This window comes from Mesorhizobium sp. BR-1-1-10 (assembly GCF_020165595.1).
Lineage (GTDB): Bacteria > Pseudomonadota > Alphaproteobacteria > Rhizobiales > Rhizobiaceae > Mesorhizobium > Mesorhizobium australicum.
Genome location: NZ_JAIUIL010000014.1, coordinates 83,456 through 109,801 on the forward strand (window position 1 = coordinate 83,456; position 26,346 = coordinate 109,801).

Annotated in this window: 31 protein-coding genes and 1 tRNA gene; 16 read left to right on the forward strand and 16 right to left on the reverse strand. The window is 63.2% G+C overall.

All coding sequences use genetic code 11. From position 1 onward, the window contains the following. The first annotated feature begins 54 nt into the window (after positions 1-54). Genes LB555_RS25815 through LB555_RS25830 form a run of 4 tightly spaced genes read left to right on the forward strand, consistent with a single transcriptional unit; the run spans position 55 to position 1,907 of the window. The gene (locus tag LB555_RS25815) at positions 55-711 is read left to right on the forward strand and encodes a glutathione S-transferase family protein (protein WP_224684086.1); all 657 of its coding nucleotides are present in this window, start codon (positions 55-57) and stop codon (positions 709-711) included. Between the two features lie 5 nt (positions 712-716). Further along, a complete protein-coding gene (locus LB555_RS25820) occupies positions 717-1,040 on the forward strand; it encodes an ArsR/SmtB family transcription factor (RefSeq protein ID WP_015315351.1) in 324 nt (107 codons plus the stop codon). A gap of 13 nt (positions 1,041-1,053) precedes the next feature. Then, complete coding sequence (locus tag LB555_RS25825) at positions 1,054-1,425, forward strand: nuclear transport factor 2 family protein (RefSeq protein WP_224684087.1); 372 nt, start codon at positions 1,054-1,056, stop codon at positions 1,423-1,425. A gap of 17 nt (positions 1,426-1,442) precedes the next feature. Then, positions 1,443-1,907: an SRPBCC family protein gene (locus LB555_RS25830; RefSeq protein WP_224684088.1), complete on the forward strand. Its 465-nt coding sequence runs from the start codon at positions 1,443-1,445 to the stop codon at positions 1,905-1,907. Positions 1,908-1,933: 26 nt separating this feature from the next. Here LB555_RS25830 and LB555_RS25835 read toward each other — a convergent pair whose 3' ends face one another. The 3 genes from LB555_RS25835 to LB555_RS25845 form a co-directional block, all read right to left on the reverse strand. Next, positions 1,934-2,197: an ArsR/SmtB family transcription factor gene (locus LB555_RS25835; RefSeq protein WP_010911936.1), complete on the reverse strand. Its 264-nt coding sequence runs from the start codon at positions 2,195-2,197 to the stop codon at positions 1,934-1,936. A gap of 31 nt (positions 2,198-2,228) precedes the next feature. Beyond that, positions 2,229-3,476 carry an MFS transporter gene (locus LB555_RS25840; protein WP_140822493.1) on the reverse strand — a complete coding sequence of 416 codons (1,248 nt, stop codon included), beginning with the start codon at positions 3,474-3,476 and terminating at the stop codon, positions 2,229-2,231. Between the two features lie 90 nt (positions 3,477-3,566). After that, positions 3,567-3,761 carry a DUF1192 domain-containing protein gene (locus tag LB555_RS25845; RefSeq protein WP_015315356.1) on the reverse strand — a complete coding sequence of 65 codons (195 nt, stop codon included), beginning with the start codon at positions 3,759-3,761 and terminating at the stop codon, positions 3,567-3,569. A 122-nt stretch (positions 3,762-3,883) separates the two neighbouring features. Here LB555_RS25845 and LB555_RS25850 point away from each other — a divergent pair, with 122 nt between their 5' ends. From LB555_RS25850 to LB555_RS25860, 3 genes are all read left to right on the forward strand, one after another. Further along, the gene (locus LB555_RS25850; RefSeq protein ID WP_140662729.1) at positions 3,884-4,894 is read left to right on the forward strand and encodes an NAD(P)H-quinone oxidoreductase; all 1,011 of its coding nucleotides are present in this window, start codon (positions 3,884-3,886) and stop codon (positions 4,892-4,894) included. Positions 4,895-5,093: 199 nt separating this feature from the next. Beyond that, positions 5,094-5,234, forward strand: coding sequence for a DUF1127 domain-containing protein (locus LB555_RS25855; RefSeq protein WP_013892619.1), 141 nt, complete (start codon positions 5,094-5,096; stop codon positions 5,232-5,234). A 361-nt stretch (positions 5,235-5,595) separates the two neighbouring features. Then, entirely contained in the window at positions 5,596-6,291 is a 696-nt protein-coding gene (locus LB555_RS25860; RefSeq protein WP_015315358.1) for a DUF1013 domain-containing protein, read from the forward strand. A 64-nt stretch (positions 6,292-6,355) separates the two neighbouring features. Here LB555_RS25860 and LB555_RS25865 read toward each other — a convergent pair whose 3' ends face one another. The 4 genes from LB555_RS25865 to LB555_RS25880 all read right to left on the reverse strand — a co-directional run bounded on the left by LB555_RS25865 (position 6,356) and on the right by LB555_RS25880 (position 8,463). Further along, complete coding sequence (locus LB555_RS25865) at positions 6,356-7,075, reverse strand: helix-turn-helix transcriptional regulator (protein WP_013529238.1); 720 nt, start codon at positions 7,073-7,075, stop codon at positions 6,356-6,358. A gap of 72 nt (positions 7,076-7,147) precedes the next feature. Next, entirely contained in the window at positions 7,148-7,555 is a 408-nt protein-coding gene (locus LB555_RS25870) for a hypothetical protein (protein ID WP_224684089.1), read from the reverse strand. A gap of 64 nt (positions 7,556-7,619) precedes the next feature. Continuing rightward, positions 7,620-8,210: a DJ-1/PfpI family protein gene (locus LB555_RS25875; RefSeq protein WP_224684090.1), complete on the reverse strand. Its 591-nt coding sequence runs from the start codon at positions 8,208-8,210 to the stop codon at positions 7,620-7,622. A gap of 85 nt (positions 8,211-8,295) precedes the next feature. Then, positions 8,296-8,463 (reverse strand): hypothetical protein, encoded by a 168-nt coding sequence (locus tag LB555_RS25880; protein ID WP_015315361.1) that lies wholly within the window; start codon positions 8,461-8,463, stop codon positions 8,296-8,298. Positions 8,464-8,728: 265 nt separating this feature from the next. On the opposite strand from LB555_RS25880, the gene LB555_RS25885 reads away from it, so the two are divergent. Beyond that, complete coding sequence (locus tag LB555_RS25885) at positions 8,729-9,682, forward strand: ring-cleaving dioxygenase (RefSeq protein ID WP_140663007.1); 954 nt, start codon at positions 8,729-8,731, stop codon at positions 9,680-9,682. 116 nt (positions 9,683-9,798) lie between these two features. Continuing rightward, positions 9,799-9,960 (forward strand): hypothetical protein, encoded by a 162-nt coding sequence (locus LB555_RS25890; protein WP_015315363.1) that lies wholly within the window; start codon positions 9,799-9,801, stop codon positions 9,958-9,960. Positions 9,961-9,986: 26 nt separating this feature from the next. Here LB555_RS25890 and LB555_RS25895 read toward each other — a convergent pair whose 3' ends face one another. The 7 genes from LB555_RS25895 to tkt all read right to left on the reverse strand — a co-directional run bounded on the left by LB555_RS25895 (position 9,987) and on the right by tkt (position 19,571). After that, positions 9,987-10,703, reverse strand: a complete 717-nt coding sequence (locus LB555_RS25895) for an SGNH/GDSL hydrolase family protein (RefSeq protein ID WP_015315364.1) — start codon at positions 10,701-10,703, stop codon at positions 9,987-9,989. Between the two features lie 146 nt (positions 10,704-10,849). Then, the gene (locus LB555_RS25900) at positions 10,850-11,593 is read right to left on the reverse strand and encodes a DUF899 domain-containing protein (RefSeq protein ID WP_015315365.1); all 744 of its coding nucleotides are present in this window, start codon (positions 11,591-11,593) and stop codon (positions 10,850-10,852) included. Between the two features lie 172 nt (positions 11,594-11,765). Further along, entirely contained in the window at positions 11,766-12,791 is a 1,026-nt protein-coding gene (locus LB555_RS25905) for a class I fructose-bisphosphate aldolase (RefSeq protein ID WP_015315366.1), read from the reverse strand. A 145-nt stretch (positions 12,792-12,936) separates the two neighbouring features. Further along, the gene (locus tag LB555_RS25910; protein ID WP_224684091.1) at positions 12,937-14,133 is read right to left on the reverse strand and encodes a phosphoglycerate kinase; all 1,197 of its coding nucleotides are present in this window, start codon (positions 14,131-14,133) and stop codon (positions 12,937-12,939) included. 155 nt (positions 14,134-14,288) lie between these two features. Continuing rightward, the gene (locus LB555_RS25915; protein ID WP_140720087.1) at positions 14,289-16,169 is read right to left on the reverse strand and encodes a potassium/proton antiporter; all 1,881 of its coding nucleotides are present in this window, start codon (positions 16,167-16,169) and stop codon (positions 14,289-14,291) included. Between the two features lie 186 nt (positions 16,170-16,355). Further along, entirely contained in the window at positions 16,356-17,366 is a 1,011-nt protein-coding gene (gene gap / locus LB555_RS25920; protein ID WP_224684092.1) for a type I glyceraldehyde-3-phosphate dehydrogenase, read from the reverse strand. Between the two features lie 213 nt (positions 17,367-17,579). Continuing rightward, a complete protein-coding gene (gene tkt, locus LB555_RS25925; RefSeq protein ID WP_224684093.1) occupies positions 17,580-19,571 on the reverse strand; it encodes a transketolase in 1,992 nt (663 codons plus the stop codon). A gap of 261 nt (positions 19,572-19,832) precedes the next feature. Here tkt and LB555_RS25930 point away from each other — a divergent pair, with 261 nt between their 5' ends. The 4 genes from LB555_RS25930 to LB555_RS25945 all read left to right on the forward strand — a co-directional run bounded on the left by LB555_RS25930 (position 19,833) and on the right by LB555_RS25945 (position 22,368). Beyond that, positions 19,833-20,105, forward strand: coding sequence for a DUF4164 domain-containing protein (locus LB555_RS25930; RefSeq protein ID WP_015315371.1), 273 nt, complete (start codon positions 19,833-19,835; stop codon positions 20,103-20,105). An 11-nt stretch (positions 20,106-20,116) separates the two neighbouring features. Then, complete coding sequence (locus LB555_RS25935) at positions 20,117-20,482, forward strand: cell division protein ZapA (RefSeq protein ID WP_015315372.1); 366 nt, start codon at positions 20,117-20,119, stop codon at positions 20,480-20,482. A 208-nt stretch (positions 20,483-20,690) separates the two neighbouring features. Then, complete coding sequence (locus tag LB555_RS25940; protein ID WP_015315373.1) at positions 20,691-21,350, forward strand: peroxiredoxin; 660 nt, start codon at positions 20,691-20,693, stop codon at positions 21,348-21,350. Between the two features lie 145 nt (positions 21,351-21,495). Beyond that, positions 21,496-22,368, forward strand: a complete 873-nt coding sequence (locus LB555_RS25945; RefSeq protein ID WP_224684094.1) for an MBL fold metallo-hydrolase — start codon at positions 21,496-21,498, stop codon at positions 22,366-22,368. 87 nt (positions 22,369-22,455) lie between these two features. Here LB555_RS25945 and rpoH read toward each other — a convergent pair whose 3' ends face one another. Next, positions 22,456-23,367 (reverse strand): RNA polymerase sigma factor RpoH, encoded by a 912-nt coding sequence (rpoH, locus tag LB555_RS25950; protein ID WP_015315375.1) that lies wholly within the window; start codon positions 23,365-23,367, stop codon positions 22,456-22,458. Positions 23,368-23,557: 190 nt separating this feature from the next. Beyond that, positions 23,558-24,613 (reverse strand): RluA family pseudouridine synthase, encoded by a 1,056-nt coding sequence (locus LB555_RS25955; protein ID WP_224684095.1) that lies wholly within the window; start codon positions 24,611-24,613, stop codon positions 23,558-23,560. Between the two features lie 26 nt (positions 24,614-24,639). Here LB555_RS25955 and LB555_RS25960 point away from each other — a divergent pair, with 26 nt between their 5' ends. The 3 genes from LB555_RS25960 (at position 24,640) to LB555_RS25970 (ending at position 25,632) form a co-directional block, all read left to right on the forward strand. After that, a complete protein-coding gene (locus LB555_RS25960) occupies positions 24,640-25,023 on the forward strand; it encodes a fimbrial protein (protein WP_140616707.1) in 384 nt (127 codons plus the stop codon). 36 nt (positions 25,024-25,059) lie between these two features. Further along, positions 25,060-25,467, forward strand: coding sequence for a VOC family protein (locus LB555_RS25965; protein ID WP_224684096.1), 408 nt, complete (start codon positions 25,060-25,062; stop codon positions 25,465-25,467). Between the two features lie 90 nt (positions 25,468-25,557). After that, positions 25,558-25,632 (forward strand) — tRNA-Glu (locus tag LB555_RS25970). The last annotated feature ends 714 nt before the right edge of the window (positions 25,633-26,346 follow it).

Consider the following 26,346-nt stretch of genomic DNA (forward strand, 5'->3'; position numbering starts at 1 on the left):
CCGCAATAGTTAAGTAAATGCTTCAGTGTTTCCACAGAACAGATGAGCACAAGAATGTCCCTGACGCTGCATTTCCATCCGCTGGCCTCCTTTTGCTGGAAGCCGCTGATCGCGCTCTACGAGAACGCCACGCCTTTTGCGCCTGTCATCGTCGATCTGGGCGACGAGCAATCGCGCGCGGCCTTTCTGAAGATATCGCCGACCGGCAAGATGCCGGCGCTGCGCGACGACGCGCGTGACCGGACGGTGCTGGAATCGACCATCGTCGTGGAATATCTGGCCACGCACTATCCGGGACCGGCCGAACTCATTCCAGCCGACATCGATTTGGCGCTGGCTGTCCGCCAGGCCGACCGCTTCTATGATTTCTATGTGCAGGAGCCGATGCAGAAGATCGTCGGCGACAGGTTGCGGCCGCAGGACAAGACCGATCCATTCGGTGTCGAGCAGGCGCGGAGCCAGCTGCGCAATTCTTACGCCATCATCGAACGGGAGATGCAGTCGAGGGAATGGGCTGTGGGCGATGTCTTCACCATGGCCGATTGCGCGGCGTCTCCGGCGCTTTTCTATGCCAACAAGGTCGAACCGTTCGGCGATAGGCATCCCGCCGTGAAGCGCTATCACGACCGCCTGCTGCAGCGTGCCGCCTTCACCAGGGTGATCGAGGAGGCGCAGCCTTACTTCAAGTTCTTTCCCTACAACAACGGCTGATCGCGATGCTGCACGATCCCGCCCAACTCGACCTGATGTTCCAGGCGCTCGCCGATCCGGCGCGGCGGCAGATGGTCGACCGGCTATCACGCGGCCCGGCGTCGGTGAGCCAGTTGGCCGAGCCGCTGGCGATGTCGCTGTCGGCGGTCGTCCAGCACCTCAATCTCCTGGAGGCGAGCGGCCTCGTGCGCACGCAAAAGGTCGGACGGGTGCGCACCTGCCAGATCGAGCCGAAGGCGCTGCGCGCGGCCGAACACTGGATCAATGAGCGGCGCCTCTCATGGGAACGCCGGCTGGATCGGCTCGGCGATTTTCTTGCGGAGAACTGAAGAGGAGCATGCCATGTCAAAGAGAAAATCCGATCTGGTCCGCGGCTATTTCGCGGCCTTTCAGGCCGGCGACCGCGCCGTCATGGAGGCGACCCTTGCCGACGATTTCACCTTCACCAGCCCCTATGACGACGCCATCGATCGCAAGGCCTATTTCGAGCGCTGCTGGCCGAACGGCAAGCTTTTCCGGTCGATGACGATCGAGCGGATCTGCGAAGACGGCAATGACATGTTCGTCCGATACAGCTGCGAGACGCTTGAAGGAAAGACCTTTCGCAACACCGAGCTGCATTCGTTTCGCGGCGACCAGTTGCGCAGCGTCGAGGTCTATTTCGGCGCCAGCTATCGCGGTGGCGCCTTCATTCCGCAGAATCCATCAAGCTGATCAACGAGGACCCAACCGTGGCCGAACGTTCCGTCGTTCATTCCACTTTTGTCATCGAGCGCTTCTATCCGGCCGCGCCGGCGAAAGTCTTCTTCGCGCTTAGCAACCCTGACGCCAAGCGACAATGGTTCACCGATCCAGACAATCCCCTGCCTGGCCGCTTCGAGATGGACTTTCGCGTCGGCGGCAAGGAGATCAACGCTGGTGGGCCAAAGGATGGGCCGATCCATGTCTACACTGCCACTTACTGGGATATCGTGCCCGACCAGCGCATCGTCTACAGCTACGACATGCTGTTCGGCGATATCAGAATCTCGGTGTCGCTGGCCACGATCGAATTTTTTGCCGAAGACAAGGGCACGCGCCTGGTGCTGACCGAGCAGGGCGCTTTCCTCGATGGCCATGACACGTCCGGCACACGCGAGCATGGGACCGGGGTGTTGCTCGATCTGCTCGGCAAGTTTTTGCGGATGGAAACCTGATCGTTGTGGCTGCTGATCGAAGAAGATCAGGCTTCCCAGAATTGGTCGAGCCAGATGTTGAGTCTGAGGAAGCCGGCATTGCTCACCGTATAGACACGCCGCGTGCCTTCAGCCTTGGCATTGACCAGCCCGGCGTCGAGCAACACTTTCAGATGCTGTGATACCGCCGGGCGGGAGACTGGCAGCCCGGCCGCCAATTCGTTGACGGTCTTCGGACCGCGTCGAAGTTCTTCCAGAAGATGGCGCCGATTGGGATCGGCGATCGCCATGAAGGCGTCGGAAAACATCATGCCTCATTTGTGAGGCAAAGTTTTTCAAATCTCAACTGTTTGCTTCTGCTTTTCTTCTCGGATCGAGCCGCAATGCTTCGGGGGTCACCGAACGGTCGGCCGGCTGCGTCTTGAAGGCATCGCGATCTCCGATCGGCACCGGCGCGCGGCGGCTGATGCGCAGCAGCGTGTAGCCGGCCAGCGACAGATGCGCGAAGGCTGTCGCCAGGAACAGGCCCTCCGGGCGCATCCAGCCCATCAGGGCGGCGGCCAGCAACGGCCCGATCATGGTGCCGAAGCCGTAAAGCAGCAGCAGCCCGCCCGACACCTTGACGAAATCTTCCGACCGGGCGTGGTCGTTGGCATGCGCTACGGCGATCGAATAGAGCGTGTAGGCGAAAGCGCCGTAGGCGGCGGTGAAGACGAGGACGAAGACCGCCGAGCGCGGCTCGAACAGGAAGATGAGCAGCGCAAACAGCGCCGCGCCGAAGGCGGCACCGGCCAGCACGAAACGCCGGTCGGTCTTGTCGGAGAGGCGCCCGGCCGGAAGTTGCATGGCGGCGCCGGCGACGACCACCAGGCTCATCATCAAGGCGATCTCGGCGGTGGAGATTCCGATGCGGGCGCCGTAGACGGCGCCGAGCGTGCCCCAGGCGCCATTGGCGATGCCGATCAAAAGGCAAGCGATCGCCGACACCGGCGAGTTGGCGTAGAGTCCTTTGACGTCGAGCTTGACGTCCTGCAGCGGCTTGGGATGCGAGGCGGTCGACACGGCCGTCGGGATCAGTGACAGGCAAAACAGGATGCCGGTGATCATGAACAACGACGCCGATTTCACGTCGCCGCCGGCGACGATCATCTGGCCGCCCATGATCGAGGCATAGGTGACCATCATGTAAAGGCCGAAGACGGTGCCGCGGTTCTCGTTGGTGGCCTTTTCGTTGAGCCAGCTCTCGATGACCATGAAGGCGCCGGCCATGGTAAAACCGGTGAAGGCACGCAGCAGGATCCAGACATACTCGTCGATGACCAGGCCCGTCAGCAGTGCCACGATGGCGCCGGACGCGGCAAAGGCGCCGAAGGCGCGCACATGTCCGGCGCGGCGCACGATGCGCGGCGCAAAGAAACAGCCGGTGACGAAGCCGCCGGCCCAAGCCGTCCCCATCAGGCCGAGCGAAGCGGTCGAGAACCCTTCCACCTGGCCGCGCAAGGGCAGCAGCAGCCCGTGCAATCCCGATGCCGCCAGAAGAAAGGCGGTGCCGCGAAGCAGGGAAAGGATCGGTCTGTAGGCTGCGAGCATTTTTTGATCCGACTGGGGGACTGGGCGGGGACGCGGCTTTGAAGACAGTCGCATTCGGGCTTTTCGGCGGCGGGCGATTGCCCCAGCGATTTATCCGCGGCGGAACAGCGCCTCGGCAGCCGATTTGGTGGTGTCCTTGGTCTTGAGTTCGGCCTCCAGCCGGGCGATCTCGTCGCGCAGGATACCGATGCGCTCTGACAGTTCACCGACGGAAAGCAGCGACAGGTCTTGCCCGATCTCGTGCGGACGTGCCTTCTTCTTGGGTTCGTCGTCGAAGATCGCCATGGCTGCTCCTCCTCCGCCAGACCAGATTGGCCATTTGCCTGATTTGGCAATGAGCATACATAGGGCAAGGGCGTCGATGCAAACAGCCGGTAAGAGTGCGGCGAGGAAAGACGGAAAACTTCATGGCGAGCGGACAGAAAATTCCGGCACGAATGACGGCGATCGCTATCTCGGAGCCGGGTGGCCCAAGGGTGCTGAAACCGGAAACGCGCGACGTACCGCAGCCCGGCCCCGGCGAAATCCTGATCAAGGTGCATGCCGCCGGCGTCAACCGGCCGGACGTGCAGCAGCGCAAGGGGGCCTACCCGCCTCCGCCCGGTGCATCGGACCTGCCGGGCCTCGAGGTGTCGGGAGAAGTGGCCGCTCTTGGCGACCAGATATCGCGCTGGCGCATCGGGGACAGGGTCTGCGCGCTCACGCCCGGCGGCGGCTATGCCGAATATGTCAGGGTTCATGCAGGCAGCGTTCTGCCACTGCCGGCGGGCTTCACCCACACGGAAGCGGCGGCGGTGCCGGAAAACTATTTCACCGTCTGGCACAATGTGTTCGAACGCGGCGGCCTGAAGAAGGGTGAGACGCTGCTCGTCCATGGCGGCTCGTCCGGCATCGGCACCACGGCGATCCAGCTCGCCTCGGCCTTCGGCGCTTATGTGATCACCACCGCCGGATCCCAGGAGAAATGCGACGCCTGCCTGAAGATCGGTGCCGACCGTGCGATCAATTACCGCGAGCAGGATTTCGTCACCGCGGTCAAGGAGGTGACCGAAGGCCGAGGCGCCAACGTCATCCTCGACATGGTCGGCGGCGACTATGTCCAGCGAAACTACGAGGCCGCCGCTGTCGAGGGCCGGATCGTGCAGATCGCGGTTCAGGCAGGCGCTGTCGCCAGTGCCGATTTTTCCAAGGTCATGGTCAAGCGGCTGACCCATACGGGCTCGACGCTCAGGCCGCGCACAGTCGAATTCAAGGCGGCGATCGCGGCGGCGCTGGAGGCACAGGTGTGGCCTCTGCTGGGCACGCGCAAGGTGGCACCGGTGATGGACATGATCTACCCGCTCACCGACGCCTGGCGTGCGCATGAGCGGATGGAGGAGGGCGAGCATATAGGCAAGATCGTGCTCGACGTCGGCTAGGACGTCGGCATTTTCGGCTCGGGCTGACCGGCTCGACACGGTCTGACCAGCGCCCTTGTCTCCTGCCTACAAGATGAACAGAAGCTTAATGGTGCAATGCAGCATTTGCATCATTGCTATGCAAAATCGGCTGTTCAAGTCCCGCCCGATGATCACTATTTGAGCATCATCGAAACGAACCCAATTCAGGAGGACTACCATGAACCCGATCCGTGCTTTCCGTAACTGGCGCATGTACAACGAGACCGTTCGCGAACTGAACCGCCTCAACGCCCGTCAGCTCAGCGACCTCGGCATCAACCGCGGCGACATCGAGCGGATCGCCCGTCAGGCGATCTGATTGCAAGCGCGACCCGCCGCAAGGCACGGTCGCAATGCAGAGCCGCCGCAGACGCTTGTCGTCGCCGGTTCCAAACCCGCTGGACCCTGTCCGGCGGGTTTTGTCTTTTGGGGGGGATTGGATTCATCTCGGCTTCGGCGTGATATGCCATGGCGATCCGCGGCAAATGCGGCGGCAGGGTTTGGACCGCCGTGGCAAACGTTAGCCTCACCGCGTGCCTTGGTTGGCCACGTCGTTCCCAGCTCTTCCAAAAACGTTGCGAAACGACCTGAGAGCAGTTATACAGGCCGCGAATTTCCCATTTTGGTGGCTCTAAACCACCGCCCGCGCGGGAACGCGGGCGAACGAGAAGGATTTGCACATGGCCAATACGCTGCTTATGCCCAAGGCGACCGCCGTCTGGCTGGTCGACAACACCGCGCTTTCCTTTGAGCAGATCGCGCAGTTCTGCGGGCTGCATCCGCTCGAGGTCAAGGCGATCGCCGACGGAGAATCAGCGCAAGGCATCAAGGGCATGGATCCGATCATGACCGGCCAGCTGACCCGCGACGAGATCGCGCGCGCCGAGAAGGATCCGAACCAGCGCCTGAAGCTTTCCGACCCCAAGGTGCGGGTACCCGAATCCAAGCGCAAGGGTCCGCGCTATACGCCGCTGTCGAAACGTCAGGACCGGCCGAACGCCATCCTGTGGCTGGTGCGCAATCATCCCGAACTGAAGGACGCGCAGATTTCGCGCCTCGTCGGCACCACCAAGTCGACGATCGAGCAGATCCGCGAACGCAAGCACTGGAATTCGGCCAATCTGCAGCCGATGGACCCGGTGACGCTGGGTCTCGCCTCGCAGATCGACCTCGACATGGAAGTCAACCGCGCCTCGCGCGGCCGCGAGCAGGCGCAGCCGGTCGGCGACACGCTGCTGCCGGCGGCATTGACCGAGCGGTTGGTGCCTGCACCGGAGAAGCCGAAGGACGAGGACGCGGAGCTCGATGCAAACGCCGTCTTCGCCAAGCTGTCGGCGCTGAAGTCGAAGGACACCGATACGGACGACGAGGAATAGACTTTTCGCCAACGCAACAAAATAGCCCGCTTCGAGCGGGCTATTTTGTGCGGCCCGGCAAGTCTCAGCTTCGCGCCGCGCGGTCGGGCGCCATGCCGTAGTCCTCGCTGCGCTCCACCGCCCGGTAAAAATCGGCAAGCTGCTTGCCGCGCTCCGGCTTGAAGATCCGGCCGGCGATGACCACGGAGGCAATGCGGTCGATGCGGAAGGCGCGGAAATCATCGCGCATCTCGCACCAGGCGACCAGCGTCCACACCTTGCCCCAGAACCACAGGCCGAGCGGCCTGATATCGCGCGCGGTACCGCGGCCGGCTTCGTCCGAGTAGTCGATGGTCAGCACCTGGCGCTTTTCGACCGCGCGCTCGATCAGGTCGATCGCCTCGCGGGCGGCATCGCTGACCACCCACATCGGCGTGTGGATCTCGGTGCGGGCGATGCGGTCTTTCTCGGCATCGGGCAGCACGGCACCGATCTTGACCAGTGCTTCGTCGGCGGCCCGCGCCATGGCGGCGCCGCCAAAGGCGCGCACCATGCGGGCGCCGGCTACCAGCGCCACGATCTCGTCACGCGTGAACATCAGCGGCGGAAGGTCGAAACCCTCCCTCATCATATAGCCAACGCCAGCCTCGCCGTCGATCGGCACTCCGGTCGACTGCAGGTCGGCTATGTCGCGGTAAATGGTTCGCTCGGAAACCTCGAGCCATGTGCCGAGCTTCTGGGCGGTGACAAGGCGGCCACCACGCAGATGCTGCACGATTTGAAAGAGCCTGTCGGCGCGGCGCATCGTTTGCTTCCCCAGTGTTTTTCCCATGCATGCCGTGGCTCCCTGACCGGATCCACTTCCACATGACATGCATTACGGCTTCAGCCCTTCGCGCTTGCGCTGCGCGGCGACGAATTCCGCGCCGAAGGACAGTTTCCTCGTTGTCGGCGTCTTCGCATCGAGAACGCGCCAGAAGGGAGCGACGTCGCTGAGCGTCATGCCGCGCTCGAGATCCTCCTTGGCAGCCTCGGCGACCGTGCGCGGATGATAGCCCATGGTGACCGGGCATGTCACTTCGGCGCCATGCTCGATGGCAAGGGCCGTGCGCAGCGCGAGAACGTCCATATCGACGCCTTCGGGGATGGAGCGGATGAAATCGTCGACCTGGCGCGCGGTCGGCACCAGCATGGGCTGGCCTTCGATAACGTCCCCTACCGTGCGCGGCGTTGGCTTCACGCCGTTGATGCCAGGCGCGTTCAGCCTGTCGTTCCAGTGTTTCATCGATCGTCCTTGGCCGGCCATGCGCATTGTCCCACCATCGCACGCACCTCTTGACAGCATACTGTCAGGAGGCTTCAGCATACTCCTTGGCGAACAGCGTCCGCATCCGCGCGAGTTCGCTGCCTTTTTCCGGGTAGAGCGTCTGCAGGAAGGCAAGGGCGAAAGTGCCGGGCGCCGAACCTGGCGCGGACACGATTTTGCCGTCGGCCACGGCATGTGGCACATCCTGATAATTGCCGTCGCCTGCATAGCCGGACTCGTGACGGCTGATCCAGTCACGGCCATTGCTGGTATGTCTGGCGTTCTCGAACATGCCGGCTCGGGCCAGCGCCAGCGTTCCCGCACAGATGCCACCAGCGACACCGCCGCGCGATGCGACAGCCATCAGCAGTTCGGCAGCATCCGGCGGCGTCTTGCCCGCCCAGTGGTCGGAACCGATGACGGCCACGGCATCGAGATCGGTATTCTCATTGATGCTGGCCGAGCGGTCTGGCGTCAGCTTAAAACCGCTGATTCCGGTCACCGGCTTGCCGTCGGGCGTCAGCGACACGGCGCGAGCGCCGAACCATTCGACCGCCGAGGCCGCCAGCAGCCCATATTCCCAGTCGGCAAAACCTTCGATGAACAGAAAGCCGATTGTCTTCTGATCGGACATGAGCTCGCTCCATCCCTCGCGCGCCGGACTTGATATCTGGGTGCTGACGCGTGAGCATCCAACCGCTGCGTTGAAAATTTTCGTCTCAATTGCCGTGATGTCGACGCTCGGCATACATGTCCGGCCAGCCGATATCCTTGCGAATGTCTGCGGGCAGCGCGTTCATGAACCGCTGGGTCCGGATCTCGTTGCGCATCGTGCGGATCTTGCCGACATAATGCTGCATGCCGCGCAGAATGGTAAAACCGTTCATGACCAATCTCCTCTCTCTAACCGGAGACACTATCGCACACCCCTCCTGACAGCAGTCTGTCAGGAGGATGGCAGGTCGTGTGGCGACTGTTCCGTTCTTGTCGTGACGGGTCGCGCGAGCGCGGATTGTTCACTAAGGAAGGGTTAATCGAGGCAGTATTGTTCATAGCTTGGCGACGAACTGTCGGGATAGGCGGCCTTCAGCGAAGTGACCGGAGTTCTGATATGAAAGGAGAAAATTCTTCCCCAAAAACAGGGAGACCACCATGAGCTTGCAACTGACAGGAATTCACCACCTGACCGCCATCACCGCCAATGCGCCCGGCAATCTTCACTTCTACACGAAGGTGCTGGGGCTGCGGCTGGTCAAGAAGACAGTGAACCAGGACGATACCTCGGCCTACCACCTCTTTTACGCCGACGGCGAGGCAACGCCGGGTACCGACCTCACCTTCTTCGACTGGCCGATCGGCCGCGAACGACGCGGCACACACAGCATCGCGCGGACCAGCCTCAGGGTCGGCAGCCAGGAGAGCCTTGGCTGGTGGAAGCAGCACCTTGCCAGCGAGGGCATCGTGACAGGAGAGATTGCCGATATCGGCGGCTACAAGTCACTGGATTTCGAGGACCCCGAAGGCCAGCGCCTGCGGCTCGTCAGCGATGGCGGCAAGGGCGGCAGCCATCCCTGGGCGCAAAGCCCGGTGCCGGCCGAGCATCAGATCCGCGGACTGGGGCCGATCGTTATCAGTGTTCCCGACATCACCAACACCGAGGCGGTGCTGGCCGGGGTGATGAACATGCGCAAGGTCCGCGACTATGCCTCGCCTGATGGCGAGGGCCAGGTCCACGTCTTCGAAATGGGCGCGGGCGGGCCGGCGGCGGAGCTTCATGTGGCCGTGCAGCCCGGGCTGGCACCCGCAAGGCAAGGCGCCGGTGCGGTTCACCATGTCGCCTTCAGGGCGCCAGACGAGGAGACGCTGCATCAGTGGACGGCGCGCCTGGCGGAATTCCGGCTGCCGTCAAGCGGCGAGGTCGAGCGCTACTACTTCCGCTCGCTCTATTTCCGTGAGCCGAACGGCATCCTATTCGAGATTGCCACCGACGGGCCAGGGTTCACCGCCGACGAGCCGCTGGAGACGCTGGGCGAAAGCCTTGCCCTGCCGCCGTTCCTGGAGGCAAAACGCGCATCGATCGAGGCTGGCCTCAAGCCGCTGAAGTAGATTGCTGCGCGGTCAAGGCGTGCGTCGCGTTCCGCTTCGGGTTCGCGGCGCCTTTTCTTTCCCGGAGACCGAACGAACCGCTTTGACAGGCGCAAGCGTTGCTGGTCAAAGGCAGCATGACGAAACTCCTCGCCCTTGTCATCGTCGGGTTCATGGTCATCCAGCTCATCAAGCCGCTCGGCTGGCCGGGGCTCAGGCGCCGCGGCGATTTCTGGAAATTGGCATTGCTCGCCATGGCGGCGATCTCACTGGCGGCCGTGCTCGGGCACTTGACATAGGGCCTGGCGACAGCTGCGGTCGCTCTTCAGCCGGCAAGCACTGGGCCGACGAGATGTTCCGCCCAGGCCCGGTAGCCGGCCTCCGAGGCATGAAACCCGTCGGAAGCAAAACCGGCCTCGGGGTTGGTGATCGGCAGGCGCGGCGCCGGCACCGCGCCGCGCTCCAGGCAGAGGCGCTCGCCCATCCGGTTCATCGCGGTGGCGCGGATCTCGAGGATCTTGCCGAGCAGCGATGGCATGGCTGGTGCACGCGTGAACTCCAGCACCGGCGACCATACCACGCGCGCCTCCGGCCATTTGGCGCGCAGCGCGTAGAGGAGGCCGCCGAACTCCTTCTTGAAGCGCGGCACGGAATGAAAATTCTTGGTGTCGTTGGTGCCGATGGCGAGCACGATATGCGTCCACGGATCAGCCGACAGATTGGGCAGGACATGGTCGCGGATCTGACCAGATGTCGCCGAATTGAAGCCGGCGGCACGCCAGCGCACAGCGCCGCCGGTGCGCTGTGCAATCATGACGGCAAGCTGCGCGGCAAGCCCGTTTTCGGAATTGCCGATGCCGACCGAGGCGGCGGAGGAATCGCCCAGCACCAACAGCGAGATCGCCGGAGCCTGGCCCGAGATCTCGTGCATGACCGGTCCCCGCGCCGGCAGCATGCGCGAGGTGCGGCGGCGGACACCCAAGCCCTGCCAGACATAGATCGGGAAGGCGAGCCAGGTGAGGAAGGTCGGAAAGCGTCGCATCGCTGGTCCATTGAACTGGTTTGCGACCAGCATCTAACGCATGTCGCGAGAGAGGTGAACGAGCATCTCCGGCGAAAACAGGATCGCCTCGAACGCTCTACCCCTTTGTTTTACGCAATTCCGAAGGCGCTCCGCACTTTTGCTGGTCAGCCATCGTGGCAATCGTGCTCCGCTTGCGGCTCGCCTGCATATTCGTCATGCAGCCGCACCCAATCCATCAGGTTGCGGTAGAGGCCGGTCTCACCCCGGCCCTTCGGCGTCAGGTCCAGATAGTGGTAGGCGCCGATCAGTTGTTCGCCGCCACGGGCACGCGAAACGAAGGTCAGGAAGATATCGCCGTTCTCGTCCCTGTAGAAAACGCTGGCGCCCGGAAGCTCCTTCGATGTCCGGGGTCGGGTCTCGAAGTTGTAGGTGGTGTCGCCAGCCGCGATCTGCCTGTCGGTGAAGGAGACCTGCATGTCGAAGTTGAAATCCGACGCATAGGACGACACCCAGTCGAACTTCCAGCCCATGCGCTGCCTGTAGGCTACAAGCTCGTCCAGCGGCGCGCGCGAGATCACTACCAGCGATACGTCGTGGTGCATGAGGTGCTGGTTGGCACCGTCGATATGATCGGCAAGAAAGGAGCAGCCTTCGCAATGATTGACGCAGCCCGGCCCGAACATGAAATGGTAGACGATCAGCTGGCTGTTGGCGCCAAACAGATCGGCAAGTTTCTTCGGCCCCCTTTCGGTCTCGAAGACGTAGTCCTTGCGAATTTTCAACCAGGGGAGTTCGCGCCGCTCGGCCGCGACGCGCTCGCGAAGCCGCGTCAGTTCCTTCTCGCGGGCCAGATGTGCCTTATGAGCCTCGAACCATTCTTCGCGCGAAACGACCTTGTTGCGATGCATGAACTTCTCCCTGTCTGCACCCCAAGGACGTACGGGATGGGCTCGCCCCGACATCGCCGCTGTCAGGAATGCTCAGAGAAAATAAGAATTCGAATGCCTTGACCCAAGGCCGGTGCGCCAAACAAAACCCGGGCACGTCTGCCCGGGTTCGAAGGGACGGATAGCAGGGGCTTCAGGCAGCCTGTTCCAGGCTCGCCTTCCATTTCCCAAGTGCCGCCAGGTGGTTCATGTGGGCGCGGTGGGTGAAGGCGGCCTGGCCGGCGGCGATGTTCGAGGCCTTGCCGCTCCATGCCTTCTGCGGGGCGGCCTGCAGCGCGCGGCCATAGGAGAAGGTCAGCTTCCACGGATGCGGGCCGATGGCGTTGATGGCATTGAGGTTGGCGGTCGCTTCCTCGTCATCCTGGCCGCCGGAGAGGAAGGCAATGCCCGGCACCGCGGCCGGCACCGTCTCGCGGAACAGCTTTATCGTCTTCTCCGCGACTTGCTCAGGACTGTCCACCGTGCCCGACTTCTTGCCAGAAAGCACCATGTTGGGCTTCAGGATCGTGCCTTCGAGGACGACACCGGCAGCGTGGAGCTCGTCATAGAGTTTTATCAGCGTCGCCTTGGAGACCTCAAAACAAGTGTCGATGTCGTGAGCGCCGTCCATCAGCACTTCGGGCTCGACGATCGGCACGATGCCGGCCTCCTGGCAAAGTGCGGCATAGCGGGCAAGCGCATGGGTGTTCGAGTTGATCGAATTGACCGAAGGCACGCCCTTGCCGGTGTCGATGTCGATCACCGCGCGCCATTTGGCGAAGCGGGCGCCGAGCTTGTAATAGTCGGCAAGCCGCTCGCGCAAGCCGTCGAGGCCTTCGGTAATGGTGTCGCCGGGAAAGCCGGCCAGCGGCTTGGCGCCGGCATCGACCTTGATGCCTGGAATTGCGCCCGCCGCCTTGATGATGTCGACCAGCGGCGTGCCGTCGGCGGCCTTCTGGCGAATGGTCTCGTCATAGAGGATGACGCCGGAAATGTATTTGGCCATCGCGTCCTTGGCGCGGAACATCATCTCGCGGTAGTCGCGGCGGCTGTCGGGGGTAGATTCGACGCCGATGACGTCGAAGCGCTTCTTGATCGTGCCGGAGCTTTCATCGGCGGCCAGCAGGCCCTTGCCGTTGGCCACAATCGCGGCGGCAATGTCTTCGAGACGTTCGCTCATCATGCTTCTCCTAACCGGTTGGTATCGGCCAGCAGGACACTACCGCCAAAGGAATGACGCCGGAAAGCTCGAATCGAGCGAAAATGGCCGGCGCTGCCGCCAGCTCCCTTCGAGTTGATCGAATTGCCGGTGAGCCGTGGTGCCCTCAGCGCTTCAGCACGTCCACGCCGGGCAATGGCTTGCCTTCCATCCATTCCAGGAAGGCGCCGCCGGCGGTCGAGACATAGGTGAAGTCGTCGGCGACACCGGCGTGGTTCAATGCAGCCACGGTATCGCCGCCGCCGGCGACCGAAACCAGCTTGCCCGCCTTTGTGCGCGCCGCCGCATGCTTGGCCGCCGCCACCGTGGCGTGATCGAACGGCTCGATCTCGAAGGCGCCGAGCGGTCCGTTCCAGACAAGCGTCGCGGCGCGGTCGATCCACTCGCCGATCATCGTCACGGTCTTGGCGCCGACATCGAGGATCATGCCATCGGCCGGCACGTCGGAGATGGCGATGGTCTCGCAGGCCGCACCCGCCTTGAATTCCTTGGCGACGACGCCGTCGACCGGCAGGATGATGGCGCAGCCGGCCTCCGCCGCTTCGATCATGATCTGCTTGGCGGTCGGAGCCAGGTCGTGCTCGCACAGCGACTTGCCGACATCGGTGCCGCGCGCGGCGAGGAAGGTGTTGGCCATGCCGCCGCCGATGACCAGCGCATCAACCTTCTTCACCAGGTTCATCAACAGGTCGATCTTCGTCGAGACCTTGGCGCCGCCGACGATGGCAACGACCGGACGGACCGGGTTGCCCAGGCCCTTCTCCAGCGCCTCGAGTTCGGCCTGCATGGTGCGGCCGGCGAAGGAGGGCAAGAGGTGCGCCAGCCCTTCAGTCGACGAATGGGCGCGGTGGGCGGCGGAAAAGGCATCGTTGACGAAGATGTCGCCATTGGCGGCGAGCCGTTCGGTAAAAGCGGGATCGTTCTTCTCTTCGGCCTTGTAGAAGCGGGTGTTTTCCAGGAGCAGCACGTCGCCCTTGTCCATTGCGGCGACAGCGCTGCCTGCCGTGTCGCCGATGCAGTCGGAGGCGAATCCAACGGGACGGCCGAGCACCTCAGCCGTCGCCCTGGCGATCGGCTCCAGCGAGAATTCAGGCGAGGGACCATCCTTGGGCCGACCGAAATGGGCGAGCAGGATGACCTTGGCGCCCTTGCCGGACAATTCGGCGATGGTCGGCGCGATGCGTTCAATGCGGGTGGCGTCGGTGACCTTGCCCTCAGCGACGGGAACGTTGAGGTCGACGCGCACCAGCACGCGCTTGCCGCTGATGTTGCCGATATCGTCCAGTGTCTTGAAGACAGCCATGCCGGTTCCCTTTCGTCTGAAATCGCCGGGACCATACCTCGCATCAATGACGATGCAAGGCTTTGGCTGGGGCCGGGTGCGAAATTTTGAGGCGGACGGGGACATAGTCCGTGAAGACCGCCCGGCCTATGTCAGCGGGCAAACGGTCGCCCGCCTCAGCTTTCGGCCGACGCTTTCTCGACCGGGGGCTCAGGGGCGTCATCCGCCTGTGTTGCCCCCCGCGCCTCAGCCGGCTTGCGCCAGCTGCGGATAAAGGCGGCGAGACGGTCGCCGATCTCGCCGGCGCTCAGGAAGACAGGCACGCGCGCCACCGGCGCGGTCGGCTCGAAGGACAGGCCGAGCCCGGTGATTTTGCCCTTGTCGTCGACGTCGCGCACAATCAGCTCGATCGGACCAAGCAGCACGCGGTCCGCATATTCGGCATGGCCGCCGAGCCGCGCCGTGACCAGCGCACCGACGGTCTGTTTCTGCTCGGCCTCGCTGAGACCGGGCGCATAGGCTGCTTCCAGTTCGGCGGCGGACCGTGCCGGATCGACGGCGAAGGCGCCGAAGAAATCGGCATCCTCCGGGTCGACGACGGCGCGGCTGGCGAACAGCTTGTCGAGCAGGCGGGGATAGCGATCGGGCACGAAGATGTAGACTTGATCGCCGGCGGCGAGCCGGCCCATGTCCTGGAAACGCATCGAGCGGCCGTCACGCAGCACCAGCGAGGGCCGCGCCCATCGCGGGATGCGTTCGCCGCGCGCCACCGGACTGCCCGGCGCCACACGATAGGCAAGGAGTTCGTGATGCGCGGAGCCGGGCAGTTCCAGTTCGACCTTGTCCAGCGGTCCGAGCCGGGCCGGCACGATTAGGCCGAGGCGCCGCGCCAGCGGGCCGACGGTCCAGCCCTGGATGACCAGGGACACCAGAACGATGATGAAGGCGGCGTTGAAGATGGTGCGGCCGTTTTCCAGCCCGCCGAGCAGCGGTGTGATGGCGAGCAGGATGGACACGGCGCCGCGCAGGCCGACCCAGGAGACGAAGGCGACTTCGGGACGCGGCAGGCGGAACGGGACCAGGCAGAGCCAAACCGCGACAGGACGGGCGACGAACATCAGGAACAGGCCAAGCGCTATCGCAGGCACCATGATCGCCGGGAACTGCGAGGGCGTCGCGAACAGGCCGAGGATGAGGAACATGATGATCTGCGCCAGCCACGACATGCCGTCCTGGAAGCGCTTGAGGATGGTGACAGCGCGGATGTCGGAATTGCCGGCGATGAGCCCGGCGATATAGACCGCCAGGAAGCCGGAGCCGCCGATGGCACCGGCGGCGGCAAAGACCATCAAGGACAGGGTCAGCACGAAGATCGGCAGCAGGCCATGGTCGAGGTTGAGCCGGTCGACAAGGCGCACGATGGCGAGGCCGCCGAGCACGCCGACGATCGCGCCAAGCCCCATGTTGATGAGGAAGCCGAGGATGAGATTGGTGACCAGGACATTGGCTTCGGGGTTGGCGTGGGCGGCGATGATCTCGACCAGCGTGATGGTCAGGAAGATGGCGATCGGATCATTGGTGCCCGATTCCACCTCAAGCGTGGAGCGCACGCGCTCGCGCAGATTGATCTCGCCGGCGCGCAGCAGGAAGAACACCGCCGCCGCGTCGGTCGAGGCGACGGCTGCGCCAAGCAGGAAGGATTCCAGCCAGCTGAGGTCGAGCAGGTAGTAGGCGGCGGCGCCGAACAGGCCGGTGGTGAGAAGGACGCCGAAGGTCGCCAGCGACAGGGCTGGTCCTGCCGCCTGCCGCAGGGCGTTGAGCGGCGTGCCGAAACCGGAATCGAACAGGATGACGGCGAGCGCCAGTGAGCCGGCAAAATAAGCGATGCGGGCATTGTCGAACTGGATGCCGAGCCCGTCGGTTCCGGTGGCGAGCCCGATGCACAGAAACAGGAGCAGGAGCGGGGCGCCGAAGCGAAAGGCGATCAGGCTCGAAAACGCCGCGGCGACAACAAGCGCCGTGCCGACCAGCGTAACGAGATAGATCGCATGCTCCATCCGTGATTTGCCCCTCGAATTCCTCTGCCTCCTGGCTTCACGGCAGAGTGGGGCGAAGGCGTGACCAGTGCAAGGCGGGAGGGTGGTTTTTTGCCCGGCGCCGCCGATTTTCGCGTTGCTGCTCCGGCAAATGAAAACGCCCGGACGAGGCCGGGCGTTTCGAGTGTCGGGAAGATCGATCTTCGATCAGGCGATGGTCTTGCCGAAAGCGACCGCGGTGTCGCCCATGCGGTTGGAAAAGCCCCATTCATTGTCGTACCAGGACAGCACCGAAACGAAGTTGCCGTCCATCACCTTGGTCTGGTCGAGCGCCATGATCGAGGAGCGCGGATCGTGGTTGAAGTCGATCGACACGTTCGGGTGATGGGTGACGCCGAGAATGCCCTTCAGCCTGCCGTTGGAGGCGGCGATGACCGCCTCGTTGATTTCCTGGACCGTGGTCGAGCGCTTGGCGATGAACTTGAAGTCGACGACCGAGACGTTCGGCGTCGGCACGCGGATCGAGATGCCGTCGAGCTTGCCCTTGAGGTCGGGCAGGACGAGGCCGATCGCCTTGGCGGCACCGGTCGAGGTCGGGATCTGCGACAGTGCGGCGGCGCGGGCGCGGTAGAGATCCTTGTGCATGGTGTCCAGCGTCGGCTGGTCGCCCGTGTAGGAATGGATCGTCGTCATCATGCCCTTTTCGATGCCGACCGTCTCATGCAGGACGGCCGCCAGCGGCGCCAGGCAGTTGGTGGTGCAGGACGCATTCGAGATGACGATGTGGTCCTTGGTCAGCTTGTCGTGGTTGATGCCGTAGACGACGGTCAAGTCAGCGCCGTCGGCGGGCGCCGAGACCAGCACGCGCTTGGCGCCGGCGGTCAGGTGCGCGGCGGCCTTGTCGCGGGCGGTGAAGATGCCGGTGCATTCGAGCGCGATGTCGATGCCGAGTTCCTTCCACGGCAGCTGCGTCGGATCCTTGATCGCGGTGACCTTGAACTTCTCCTTGCCGACGCTGATCTGGTCGCCGTCGACCGACACTTCATGCGGAAAGCGGCCGTGCACGCTGTCAAAGCGCAGCAGGTGGGCGTTGGTCTCGACCGGACCGAGATCGTTGACGGCGACGACATCGATATCCTTGCGGCCGGACTCATGGATGGCGCGCAGGATGTTGCGGCCGATGCGGCCAAATCCGTTGATGGCAACTCTGACAGTCATTTTTCTCTCCCGGGGAGCTGGAGGGCAGACGATTGATCCGCAGCTTCATAGCGGCGGACGGGCAAAGAATCCAGCCGCAGCGGGCTGGATTTAAATCGATTAGGTTGGGCCAGCCTGGCAAAACCGCTTTTCACGCGATCTCGCCGGGTATTTTGTTTCGTGCATGTCGTTATCTCAAGACCGCGACACACTTTTGGGCGACATGCCCGGGCCTCATCTGCCGTGCAGGCGGGCTTCCGCCGCCTTGGCGGCCGCCTCGGCGGTGATGCCGAAATGCGGATAAAGCTGTTCGATCGTACCGCTCGCACCGAAGCCGGTCATGCCGATGAAGATGCCGTCCGAGCCGATGAGATGATCCCAGCCCTGGCGGATGCCGGCCTCGATCGCCATCTTGATCGGTGCGTCGCCGATCGTCTTCTTGCGATAGGTGTCGGTCTGCTTGTCGAACAGTTCGAAGCAAGGCACCGAGACGACACGGGTCGGGTGGCCATGTTTTTCCAGAAGGTCGCGTGCGCCAAGCGCGATCTCGACCTCGGAACCGGTGGCGAAGATCGTCACGGCGGCCTCGCCGCTGGCGGCGGCGAGTTCATAGGCCCCCTGGCTGCTCAGGTTCTTTTCGGTGAACTCGGTGCGCACCGTCGGCAGGTTCTGGCGGGTCAGCGCCAGGGTCGACGGCGTCTTTTCGGATTCGAGCGCGATCTGCCAGCATTCGGCGGTTTCCACCGCGTCGGCCGGACGGAACACATTGTGGTTGGGAATGGCGCGCAGGGCCGCCATGTGCTCGACCGGCTGGTGGGTCGGCCCGTCTTCGCCCAGACCGATGGAATCATGGGTCATGACGAAGATCGAGCGGATACCCATCAGCGAGGCAAGCCGCATCGAGGGGCGGGCATAGTCGGAGAAGCACAGGAAGGTGCCGCCATAGGCAATGAGGCCGCCATGCAGCGTCAGGCCATTGATCGCGGCAGCCATGCCGTGTTCGCGGATGCCGTAATGGACATAGCGCTGGCCGTAATCGTCCGGCGTGATGTTCTTGGTCTGGCTGGTCTTGGTGTTGTTGGAGCCGGTCAGGTCGGCCGAGCCGCCGATGGTTTCCGGCACCGCGCCATTGATGACTTCCAGCGCCATTTCCGACGATTTGCGGGTCGCGATCTTCGGCTTGTCGGCTGAAAGCTTCTTCTTGTAGTCGGCGATGACGGCGTCGAAATTCGCCGGCAGCTTGCCACTGGTGCGGCGCTCGAACTCGGCCTTCAGCTTTGGATCGGCCTTGGCCAGGCGGCCTTCCCAGTCCGTGCGCGCCTTGACGCCGGCCTTGCCGGCGGTGCGCCAGGCGTCGAGAATGTCAGCCGGGATCTCGAAGGGCGGCGAGTCCCAGTTGAAGAACTTGCGCGCGCCAGCGATCTCATCTGGGCCGAGCGGCGAGCCGTGCGCCTTGTTGGTGCCGGCCTTGGTCGGGGCACCGAAGCCGATGGTCGTCTTGCAGGCGATCATCGTCGGCTTGTCGGAATGGCGGGCGGCCTCGATGGCATAGGCGATCGCTTCCGGATCGGTGCCGTCGATGTGGCTGGCGTTCCAGCCGGAGGCCTGGAAGCGCGCGACCTGGTCGGTGTTGTCGGCGAGCGACACCGGACCGTCGATCGAGATGTTGTTGTTGTCCCAGAAGACAATCAGCTTGTTGAGCTTGAGGTGACCGGCAAGGGCGATGGCTTCCTGGGAAACACCTTCCATCAGGCAGCCGTCGCCGGCCAGCACATAGGTGTAGTGGTCGACAAGGTCGTTGCCGAAGGCGGCGTTCATGATGCGCTCGCCGAGCGCGAAGCCGACCGAATTGGCGAGGCCCTGGCCCAGCGGGCCGGTCGTGGTCTCGATGCCGGTGGCGTGGCCATATTCGGGGTGGCCGGCGGTTTTCGAGCCCAACTGGCGGAAGTGCTTGATCTGGTCGATGGTCATGTCTTCGTAGCCGGTCAGGTGCAGCAACGAATAGAGCAGCATCGAACCATGGCCCGCCGACAGGATGAAGCGGTCACGGTCGGCCCAATGCGGGGCCTTGGGATCGTATTTCAGGAAGCGGGTGAACAGCACCGTGGCAATGTCGGCGCAGCCCATGGGCAGGCCGGGATGGCCGGAATTCGCCTTCTCGACGGCATCCATGGAGAGAAAACGGATCGCATTGGCCATCCGGTCATGTTGTTCACGCGACGTCATGGTACCTCCAGGGTGGGGGTTTGGGGGCTTGGGAGAGCCCTTGAAAAGGGTGCGCGACACATAGCAGGCGCGGGCTTTTAGTCAACAAATCGGGTGCAGATTTGCCGGTCTTGTGATGTCGGCGGTGGACCTACTTTAGCGTTAGCGGGGGACAGTCGCGAGAGCTTTATTGACGTTGCCTTCACCCGGTGCCTAATGTTTCCGGGATAACGCGTTCTGAACGCGAACGATTCGGTGATGGGCAGGGCACAGGACGAAGCCATGACCGGGGAAACCACGCTCAAGGAAGTGATCGCCAGGCTGAGCAAGGCCATCGAAGGGCTGGAAAACGCCGTCGCGGCCAAGCTCGAGCATGAACGCGACTATTCGGAAGCCGAGGCCGAAGTACAGCGGATGAATGCCGACCGCTCGCGGTTGGCGCAGGAACTCGACAATTCCGAAGCGCGCGCCGAACGGCTGGAAGACGCCAACAAGGAAGTGTCGCGACGGCTGGTGACCGCGATGGAAACCATCCGCGCCGTGTTGGACAGATAGGAGCTGGCCCGATGGCACAGGTCACGGTTTCAATCGACGGCAAGCAGTACCGCATGGCCTGCGACGAGGGCCAGGAAGAGCATCTGATTGATCTCGCCGAGCGTTTCGACCGCTATGTCTCGCACCTGAAGGATTCCTTCGGCGAGATCGGCGACCAGCGGCTGACCGTCATGGCCGGCATCATGGTGATGGACGAGCTTTCCGAGCTGCAGAAGCGCGTCAAGGGCATGGAAAGCGAAGTGCTGACCTTGCGCAAGACGCGCGACGAGGCGCTGACCAAGGCCGACAAGAGCGACAGCGTGCTGACCAGCGCGCTCGGCGCCCTGGCGCAGCGTATGGAAGATTTGTCGGCGACGCTGGCAATCAACAAGGCCTGAGGCGTCTTCGCTGATCCCTGCCGCTTGTCTCATGCCCGATACCACGACGTATTTTTGGCCTGATCCCGCGTGTGGGGAAAAATTTTTGCCCATCGAGTGAATGGCCGTCATCTCCAGCGTTTAATCAGTCGCGCTGCGGTGCTACGATCAGGTGCCGGGCGCCGGGCGGCGAAGATCCGGCCACATTCACAAGGGGTAGGGATAGGTCATGAGTCTTCGTATCAACGATATCGCGCCGGACTTCACCGCCGAGACCACGCAGGGAGCCATCAAATTCCATGACTGGATCGGCGACGGCTGGGCGATCCTGTTCAGCCATCCGAAGAATTTCACGCCGGTCTGCACGACCGAGCTTGGCACGATGGCCGGGCTCGAGGGCGAGTTCAAGAAGCGCAACGTCAAGATCATCGGCATTTCGGTCGACCCGGTCGAAAGCCATGGCAAATGGCAGGACGACATCAAGACGGCGACCGGCCATTCGGTGCATTACCCGCTGATCGGCGACAAGGATCTCAAGGTCGCCAAGCTTTATGACATGCTGCCAGGCGGTGCCGGCGAAACTTCGGAAGGCCGCACACCCGCCGACAACGCCACCGTGCGCTCGGTCTACGTCATCGGGCCGGACAAGAAGATCAAGCTGGTGCTTACCTACCCGATGACCACGGGGCGCAACTTCGACGAGATCCTGCGGGCGGTCGATTCCATGCAGCTCACCGCCAAGCATCAAGTGGCGACGCCAGCGAACTGGAAACAGGGTGAGGACGTCATCATCACCGCCGCCGTTTCCAACGAGGATGCGATCAAGCGCTTCGGCGCCTACGAGACCATCCTGCCCTATCTCAGGAAGACCAAGCAGCCCTCCGCCTGAGCCAGCACGCCGGAATGGTTTCCGGCGTTTTCCGCTCCTGTGAACCAAGTCATGCTTGACTGGTTCGTCGGGGCGGACAACCATGCTCACGGTGGGTTCCGGCGGAGAAAATCGTTCCTGCCGGCTAGGTCTGGGGAAGCCGGGCGTGCAGATAACTTTGGCGAAGCCGCAGGTCAGCGGCTTTTATGACAAGCCGACCGGGGCCATCCAGTATGTCGTCGCTGACCCGGCGACGAAGCGATGCGCCATTATCGATCCGATCCTCGACTTTGATGAAAAATCCGGCGCGACGAGTACGATGAGCGCGGATAGCTTGCTCGATTTCATTGGGGAAAACGGGCTGGAGCTCGAGTGGATCCTCGATACCCATCCCCACGCCGACCATTTCTCGGCGGCGCATTACCTGAAACAGAGGACCGGCGCGCCGATGGCCATCGGCGACAGGGTCGTCGACGTCCAGGCACTGTGGAAGGTGACCTATAACTGGCCGGACTTTCGGGCTGACGGCTCACAATGGGACAGGCTGTTCGCCGAGGGCGAGACCTTCCGGATCGGAACTCTTCCGGTCAGGGTGCTGTTCTCGCCTGGACATACATTGGCATCGATCACCTATGTGATCGGTGACGCCGGCTTCATCCACGACACCCTGTTCATGCCCGACAGCGGCACGGCAAGAACGGATTTTCCCGGTGGAAGCGCCGCGCGGTTGTGGCGCTCGATCCAAGGCATCCTGGCCTTGCCGGAGGAAACCCGGCTGTTCGTCGGCCATGATTACCAGGCCGGCGGGCGCGAACCGATGTGGGAAAGCACGGTCGCGGCGCAGAAGGCGACCAACATCCATCTTGTCGCCGCGCGTACAGAGGCCGAGTTCGTCGCGCTACGCGAGGCGCGCGATCGCACATTGCCGATGCCGCGGCTGATCCTGCATGCGCTGCAGGTCAACATCAATGGGGGGCGGCTGCCGGAGCCGGAAGCCAATGGCCGGCGCTACCTCAAATTTCCGCTGGATTCGCTTTGAGGCAACGGTCGTCCCGGCTGCGGCGTACAAAAAAAGGCGGCGCCAGTTTCCTGACGCCGCCCTGCTACTTCCTGCGCGAAGCCGGCTTTAAGCCGCCGGCTGTGCCTCGATCGTGCGCAGCGCCTGCATCTGGCGCTTGGCGGCGGCCTTGACCGCATCCTGCACCTTCTCGAAGGCGCGCACCTCGATCTGCCGCACGCGCTCGCGGCTGATGTCGAACTCGGCCGACAGTTCCTCGAGCGTCAGCGGCTCCTCGGCGAGGCGGCGCGCCTCGAAGATGCGCCGCTCGCGATCGTTGAGCACGGCCAGAGCGCCCGACAGCATGCCGCGCCGGTTTTCCAGCTCGTCCTGCTCGATCAGCATCTCTTCCTGGCTTTCGTGGTCGTCGACTAGCCAGTCCTGCCATTCGCCGGACTCGCCTTCCGTCGCCCGGATCGGCGCGTTGAGTGACGCGTCGCCGGACAGGCGGCGGTTCATCGACACCACTTCGGCCTCGGAGACGTTCAGCCGCGTGGCGATCTCGGCGATCTGGTCGGGCTTGAGGTCGCCATCGTCCAGCGCCTGGATCTTGCCCTTCACCTTGCGGAGATTGAAGAACAGACGCTTCTGGTTGGCGGTCGTGCCCATCTTGACCAGGCTCCACGAGCGCAGGATGTATTCCTGGATCGAGGCCTTGATCCACCACATGGCGTAGGTGGCGAGGCGGAAACCGCGCTCGGGTTCGAATTTCTTGACGGCCTGCATGAGGCCGACATTGCCTTCCGAGATCACTTCGCCGATCGGCAGGCCATAGCCGCGATAGCCCATGGCGATCTTGGCGACGAGCCTCAAGTGGCTGGTGACGAGCTTGTGCGCGGCCGTGGTGTCTTCATGCTCGGCGTAACGCTTGGCGAGCATGTATTCTTCCTGCGGCTGAAGCATGGGAAAGCGGCGGATTTCTTCCAGATAGCGGCTGAGGCCGCCTTCACCGGAAACGATACTGGGTAATGACTGGGCCATGATAGCGCCCCCTCTCTATTGGAGTGATGCCCCCGAAACGCGGCAGGCATGTGACGCGAACACCAAAAGGCTCGCTCGCGACAACGGATCTTATACAGGAACAAAACCAGAAAAGACAGGCTTTTGTTCAACACGAAACAGTGTGTCACGCTGAAGTGAACAATGCCACTCAGGTTTTTTGATGGCAGGTTCAGAGCTTGCGAAACCCGCCGACGAGTTCCTCCATGTCCCCCGGTAACGGCGCCTCGAACCTCATCGTTAGATGGGTAGTCGGGTGCCGAAATGCAAGGAGCCATGCATGCAAAGCTTGCCGGGAAAATGCCTCGACCTGGCGTTTCAGCGGTTCGGGCAGCCGATTGGCCTTGGTGCGGAAGGCTAGCCCGTAGTCCGGGTCGCCAATCACGGGATGGCCGATATGGGCCATGTGGACGCGGATCTGGTGGGTGCGACCGGTTTCCAGCCGGCATTCGACGAGGCTAGCGGCAGCGAATTCCCGCTGGCCCTCGCCGAAACGCTCCTGCACGGCAAAACGGGTGACGGCGTGGCGTGCGTCGTCGCGGCCTTCCGGCACCACGGCGCGGCGAACCCGGTCGGAGGCGCGGCCAAGCGGTGCATCGATCGTGCCGGTCGGCCTCTGCGGTATGCCCCAGACCAGCGCCAGGTAGGCGCGCTCGAGATCGCCGGTCAGGCCGTGGTCGGCGAACGCCTCCGACAGAGCCTTGTGGGCACGGTCGGTCTTGGCGACCACCATGACGCCGCTGGTCTCCTTGTCGAGGCGATGGACGATGCCCGGGCGGCGCACCCCGCCAATGCCTGACAGGCTGTCGCCGCAATGATGAATCAGCGCATTGACCAGCGTGCCGGTCCAGTTGCCGGCGCCGGGGTGCACGACGAGCCCCGCCGGCTTGTTGATGACGATCAACTCGTCGTCTTCGTAGAGCACGTCGAGCGCAATGTTCTCGCCCTGCGGCTGCGCCGGCTCCGGTTCCGGCATGGCGACCGACACATTTTCGCCCGCGCGCATCTTGCGCTTGGTTTCGTCGACCGGCTTGCCGTCGATGACGACGGCGCCTTGCCTGATCAGCATCTGCACGCGACTGCGTGACATGTCCGGGCCAAGGGCTGTCGCCAGCCACTGATCGAGGCGTTGGCCGGCCGCGTCCGCGCCGGCGACCAGTAAGGTGGGCGCGGCCTCTATCAACAGGTCCTCTATCAATTCGGGGGCCTCTTCGCTATGAGCGCTCATCGAAAAACCATTCCGGAATGTTTGCCATGGCCCGGCCCGATGCCGATGAAGAGCAGGAAAAGCCGCTCGCCCCCGAAGTCGACAAGCTGCGCGGCAAGCTCATCCGCTTCATGGCCATCAATCTCGGCCTGCTCTTTCTGGCTCTTATGGTGGTGATCGCGGCGATTGTCTACAAATCACGCAAGGCAACGCCGGTGAGCCCGCCGCTGGCCGGCGACGTCCAGGTGCCCGCCGGCGAACCGCTCAGCGGGGACATCGTGCTGCCGGTTGGCGCCAGGGTGGTCGGTCAGTCACTGTCGGGCAGCCGCCTTTCGATCGACGCCGAGCTTGCCGACGGCAGCCGTGCGATCTTCGTCTATGATATCGCCGAGCGCCGCCTGATTGGCCGTTTCGCGATCCGCAACAAATAGGCAGGCGCCAATGCGGCAAACACATTTGCCACGGACATGACCGGCTTCGCCGAACACCGTCGTGTCGCGACAGTGGCGCTGGCCGTCGCCAGCTATGACGAGGCGATCGCCTGGTATGTCGAGCGGCTGGGTTTTACGCTGACGGAGGATATCGATCTCGGCGGCGGCAAGCGGTGGGTCACGGTCGCGCCGTCCGACGGGCAGGGCGCCAGGCTGCTGCTGGCCGAGGCGTCCGACGAGACGCAGAGGAAAAGCATCGGCAACCAGACCGGCGGCCGGGTTTTTCTCTTCCTCGAAACCGACGATTTTGCCGGCGACCATGCAGCGATGCTGGACAAGGGCGTCGAATTCCGCGAGGCGCCGCGTCACGAAGCCTATGGCATGGTGGCGGTTTTCGCCGATCTGCATGGCAATCTGTGGGACCTGATCCAGCCGAAACGGTAACATGGGGGCGGCTTTTCATTCGATGCGGCAAAGCCGCCGAACCCCAGTTGCTTTTTCCCGGCCGTCAGCCTATATCGCCCCTTCTTGAGCGCGCCCATCGTCTAGCGGTCAGGACACCGCCCTCTCACGGCGGGAACAGGGGTTCGATTCCCCTTGGGCGTACCAGGCAACGTTCCTGTCGTTGACCTCCAGACAATCCTGCAGTTTCGGACCCGTCCCCCATGGGCTCCGCATGCCTCGAAAGAGCGCGCAAAGCCTGCGAGAGCCCGGGGCTTCCCATACCCCGAATCCACCCAATTTAAGTCAAGCCGCGACGCTTGAAAGCACTGCGATCTCTGATACTTGCGGTGCGGGGATAGCTTTCGCGGCAACGCGGGTTTTGGGTCGGGTAGAGTTTGGAATGGCCTCTGTTGGGACGACATGCACGCACTGCCATGGCGGTGGAAAGGTTTTCGACTGCTCGAGATGGCGTGCCTCAAAAGGGTATTGCTGCCCGCACGGGACACATCAAAGCGGTTGCCCGGGAAAGACCATGATATGCGCGCAGTGTGCCGGACTTGGAACGATACCAGAAACCGAGTTCAGGGCCGTCGCGTAGGCCGTCCTATCGCGACAATCATGGACATCGCGGCCATCTATTCCTAGCCTTGCGGGTGGGGACGGCAGGCAGGTTAAGGTTTGGTTTACCAATAGCCTGTCTACTGGGGACAATTCGCTTTCGGCCTGCGACCACGGATGTACTGGCGCAGTTGTCGAGGCGGAAAGGAAAGGTCGGCTCCGTGCCGGCCTTTTTGCTTTTTCGGGCTACATGGCTCGCATCGGCCAGGCGCCAGGGCGGCTTCGCAGTCGGCTTTCTTCGAACAACTTTTTGGCAAGGGA

Bases quoted from the DNA above. Each gene is read 5' to 3' on its own strand.
- LB555_RS25960 (WP_140616707.1), top strand. From the start codon at position 24,640: ATGGCCCGGCCCGATGCCGATGAAGAGCAGGAAAAGCCGCTCGCCCCC.
- rpoH (WP_015315375.1), bottom strand. From the start codon at position 23,367: ATGGCCCAGTCATTACCCAGTATCGTTTCCGGTGAAGGCGGCCTCAGC.
- LB555_RS25940 (WP_015315373.1), top strand. From the start codon at position 20,691: ATGAGTCTTCGTATCAACGATATCGCGCCGGACTTCACCGCCGAGACC.
- LB555_RS25930 (WP_015315371.1), top strand. From the start codon at position 19,833: ATGACCGGGGAAACCACGCTCAAGGAAGTGATCGCCAGGCTGAGCAAG.
- LB555_RS25905 (WP_015315366.1), bottom strand. From the start codon at position 12,791: ATGAGCGAACGTCTCGAAGACATTGCCGCCGCGATTGTGGCCAACGGC.
- LB555_RS25870 (WP_224684089.1), bottom strand. From the start codon at position 7,555: ATGAAACACTGGAACGACAGGCTGAACGCGCCTGGCATCAACGGCGTG.
- LB555_RS25895 (WP_015315364.1), bottom strand. From the start codon at position 10,703: ATGCGACGCTTTCCGACCTTCCTCACCTGGCTCGCCTTCCCGATCTAT.
- LB555_RS25935 (WP_015315372.1), top strand. From the start codon at position 20,117: ATGGCACAGGTCACGGTTTCAATCGACGGCAAGCAGTACCGCATGGCC.
- LB555_RS25915 (WP_140720087.1), bottom strand. From the start codon at position 16,169: ATGGAGCATGCGATCTATCTCGTTACGCTGGTCGGCACGGCGCTTGTT.
- LB555_RS25855 (WP_013892619.1), top strand. From the start codon at position 5,094: ATGAACCCGATCCGTGCTTTCCGTAACTGGCGCATGTACAACGAGACC.
- LB555_RS25815 (WP_224684086.1), top strand. From the start codon at position 55: ATGTCCCTGACGCTGCATTTCCATCCGCTGGCCTCCTTTTGCTGGAAG.
- LB555_RS25890 (WP_015315363.1), top strand. From the start codon at position 9,799: ATGACGAAACTCCTCGCCCTTGTCATCGTCGGGTTCATGGTCATCCAG.
- LB555_RS25825 (WP_224684087.1), top strand. From the start codon at position 1,054: ATGTCAAAGAGAAAATCCGATCTGGTCCGCGGCTATTTCGCGGCCTTT.
- LB555_RS25845 (WP_015315356.1), bottom strand. From the start codon at position 3,761: ATGGCGATCTTCGACGACGAACCCAAGAAGAAGGCACGTCCGCACGAG.
- LB555_RS25840 (WP_140822493.1), bottom strand. From the start codon at position 3,476: ATGCTCGCAGCCTACAGACCGATCCTTTCCCTGCTTCGCGGCACCGCC.
- LB555_RS25865 (WP_013529238.1), bottom strand. From the start codon at position 7,075: ATGCGCCGCGCCGACAGGCTCTTTCAAATCGTGCAGCATCTGCGTGGT.
- LB555_RS25900 (WP_015315365.1), bottom strand. From the start codon at position 11,593: ATGCATCGCAACAAGGTCGTTTCGCGCGAAGAATGGTTCGAGGCTCAT.
- LB555_RS25910 (WP_224684091.1), bottom strand. From the start codon at position 14,133: ATGGCTGTCTTCAAGACACTGGACGATATCGGCAACATCAGCGGCAAG.
- LB555_RS25885 (WP_140663007.1), top strand. From the start codon at position 8,729: ATGAGCTTGCAACTGACAGGAATTCACCACCTGACCGCCATCACCGCC.
- tkt (WP_224684093.1), bottom strand. From the start codon at position 19,571: ATGACGTCGCGTGAACAACATGACCGGATGGCCAATGCGATCCGTTTT.
- LB555_RS25965 (WP_224684096.1), top strand. From the start codon at position 25,060: ATGACCGGCTTCGCCGAACACCGTCGTGTCGCGACAGTGGCGCTGGCC.
- LB555_RS25875 (WP_224684090.1), bottom strand. From the start codon at position 8,210: ATGTCCGATCAGAAGACAATCGGCTTTCTGTTCATCGAAGGTTTTGCC.
- LB555_RS25955 (WP_224684095.1), bottom strand. From the start codon at position 24,613: ATGAGCGCTCATAGCGAAGAGGCCCCCGAATTGATAGAGGACCTGTTG.
- LB555_RS25850 (WP_140662729.1), top strand. From the start codon at position 3,884: ATGGCGAGCGGACAGAAAATTCCGGCACGAATGACGGCGATCGCTATC.
- LB555_RS25820 (WP_015315351.1), top strand. From the start codon at position 717: ATGCTGCACGATCCCGCCCAACTCGACCTGATGTTCCAGGCGCTCGCC.
- LB555_RS25880 (WP_015315361.1), bottom strand. From the start codon at position 8,463: ATGAACGGTTTTACCATTCTGCGCGGCATGCAGCATTATGTCGGCAAG.
- gap (WP_224684092.1), bottom strand. From the start codon at position 17,366: ATGACTGTCAGAGTTGCCATCAACGGATTTGGCCGCATCGGCCGCAAC.
- LB555_RS25835 (WP_010911936.1), bottom strand. From the start codon at position 2,197: ATGATGTTTTCCGACGCCTTCATGGCGATCGCCGATCCCAATCGGCGC.
- LB555_RS25860 (WP_015315358.1), top strand. From the start codon at position 5,596: ATGGCCAATACGCTGCTTATGCCCAAGGCGACCGCCGTCTGGCTGGTC.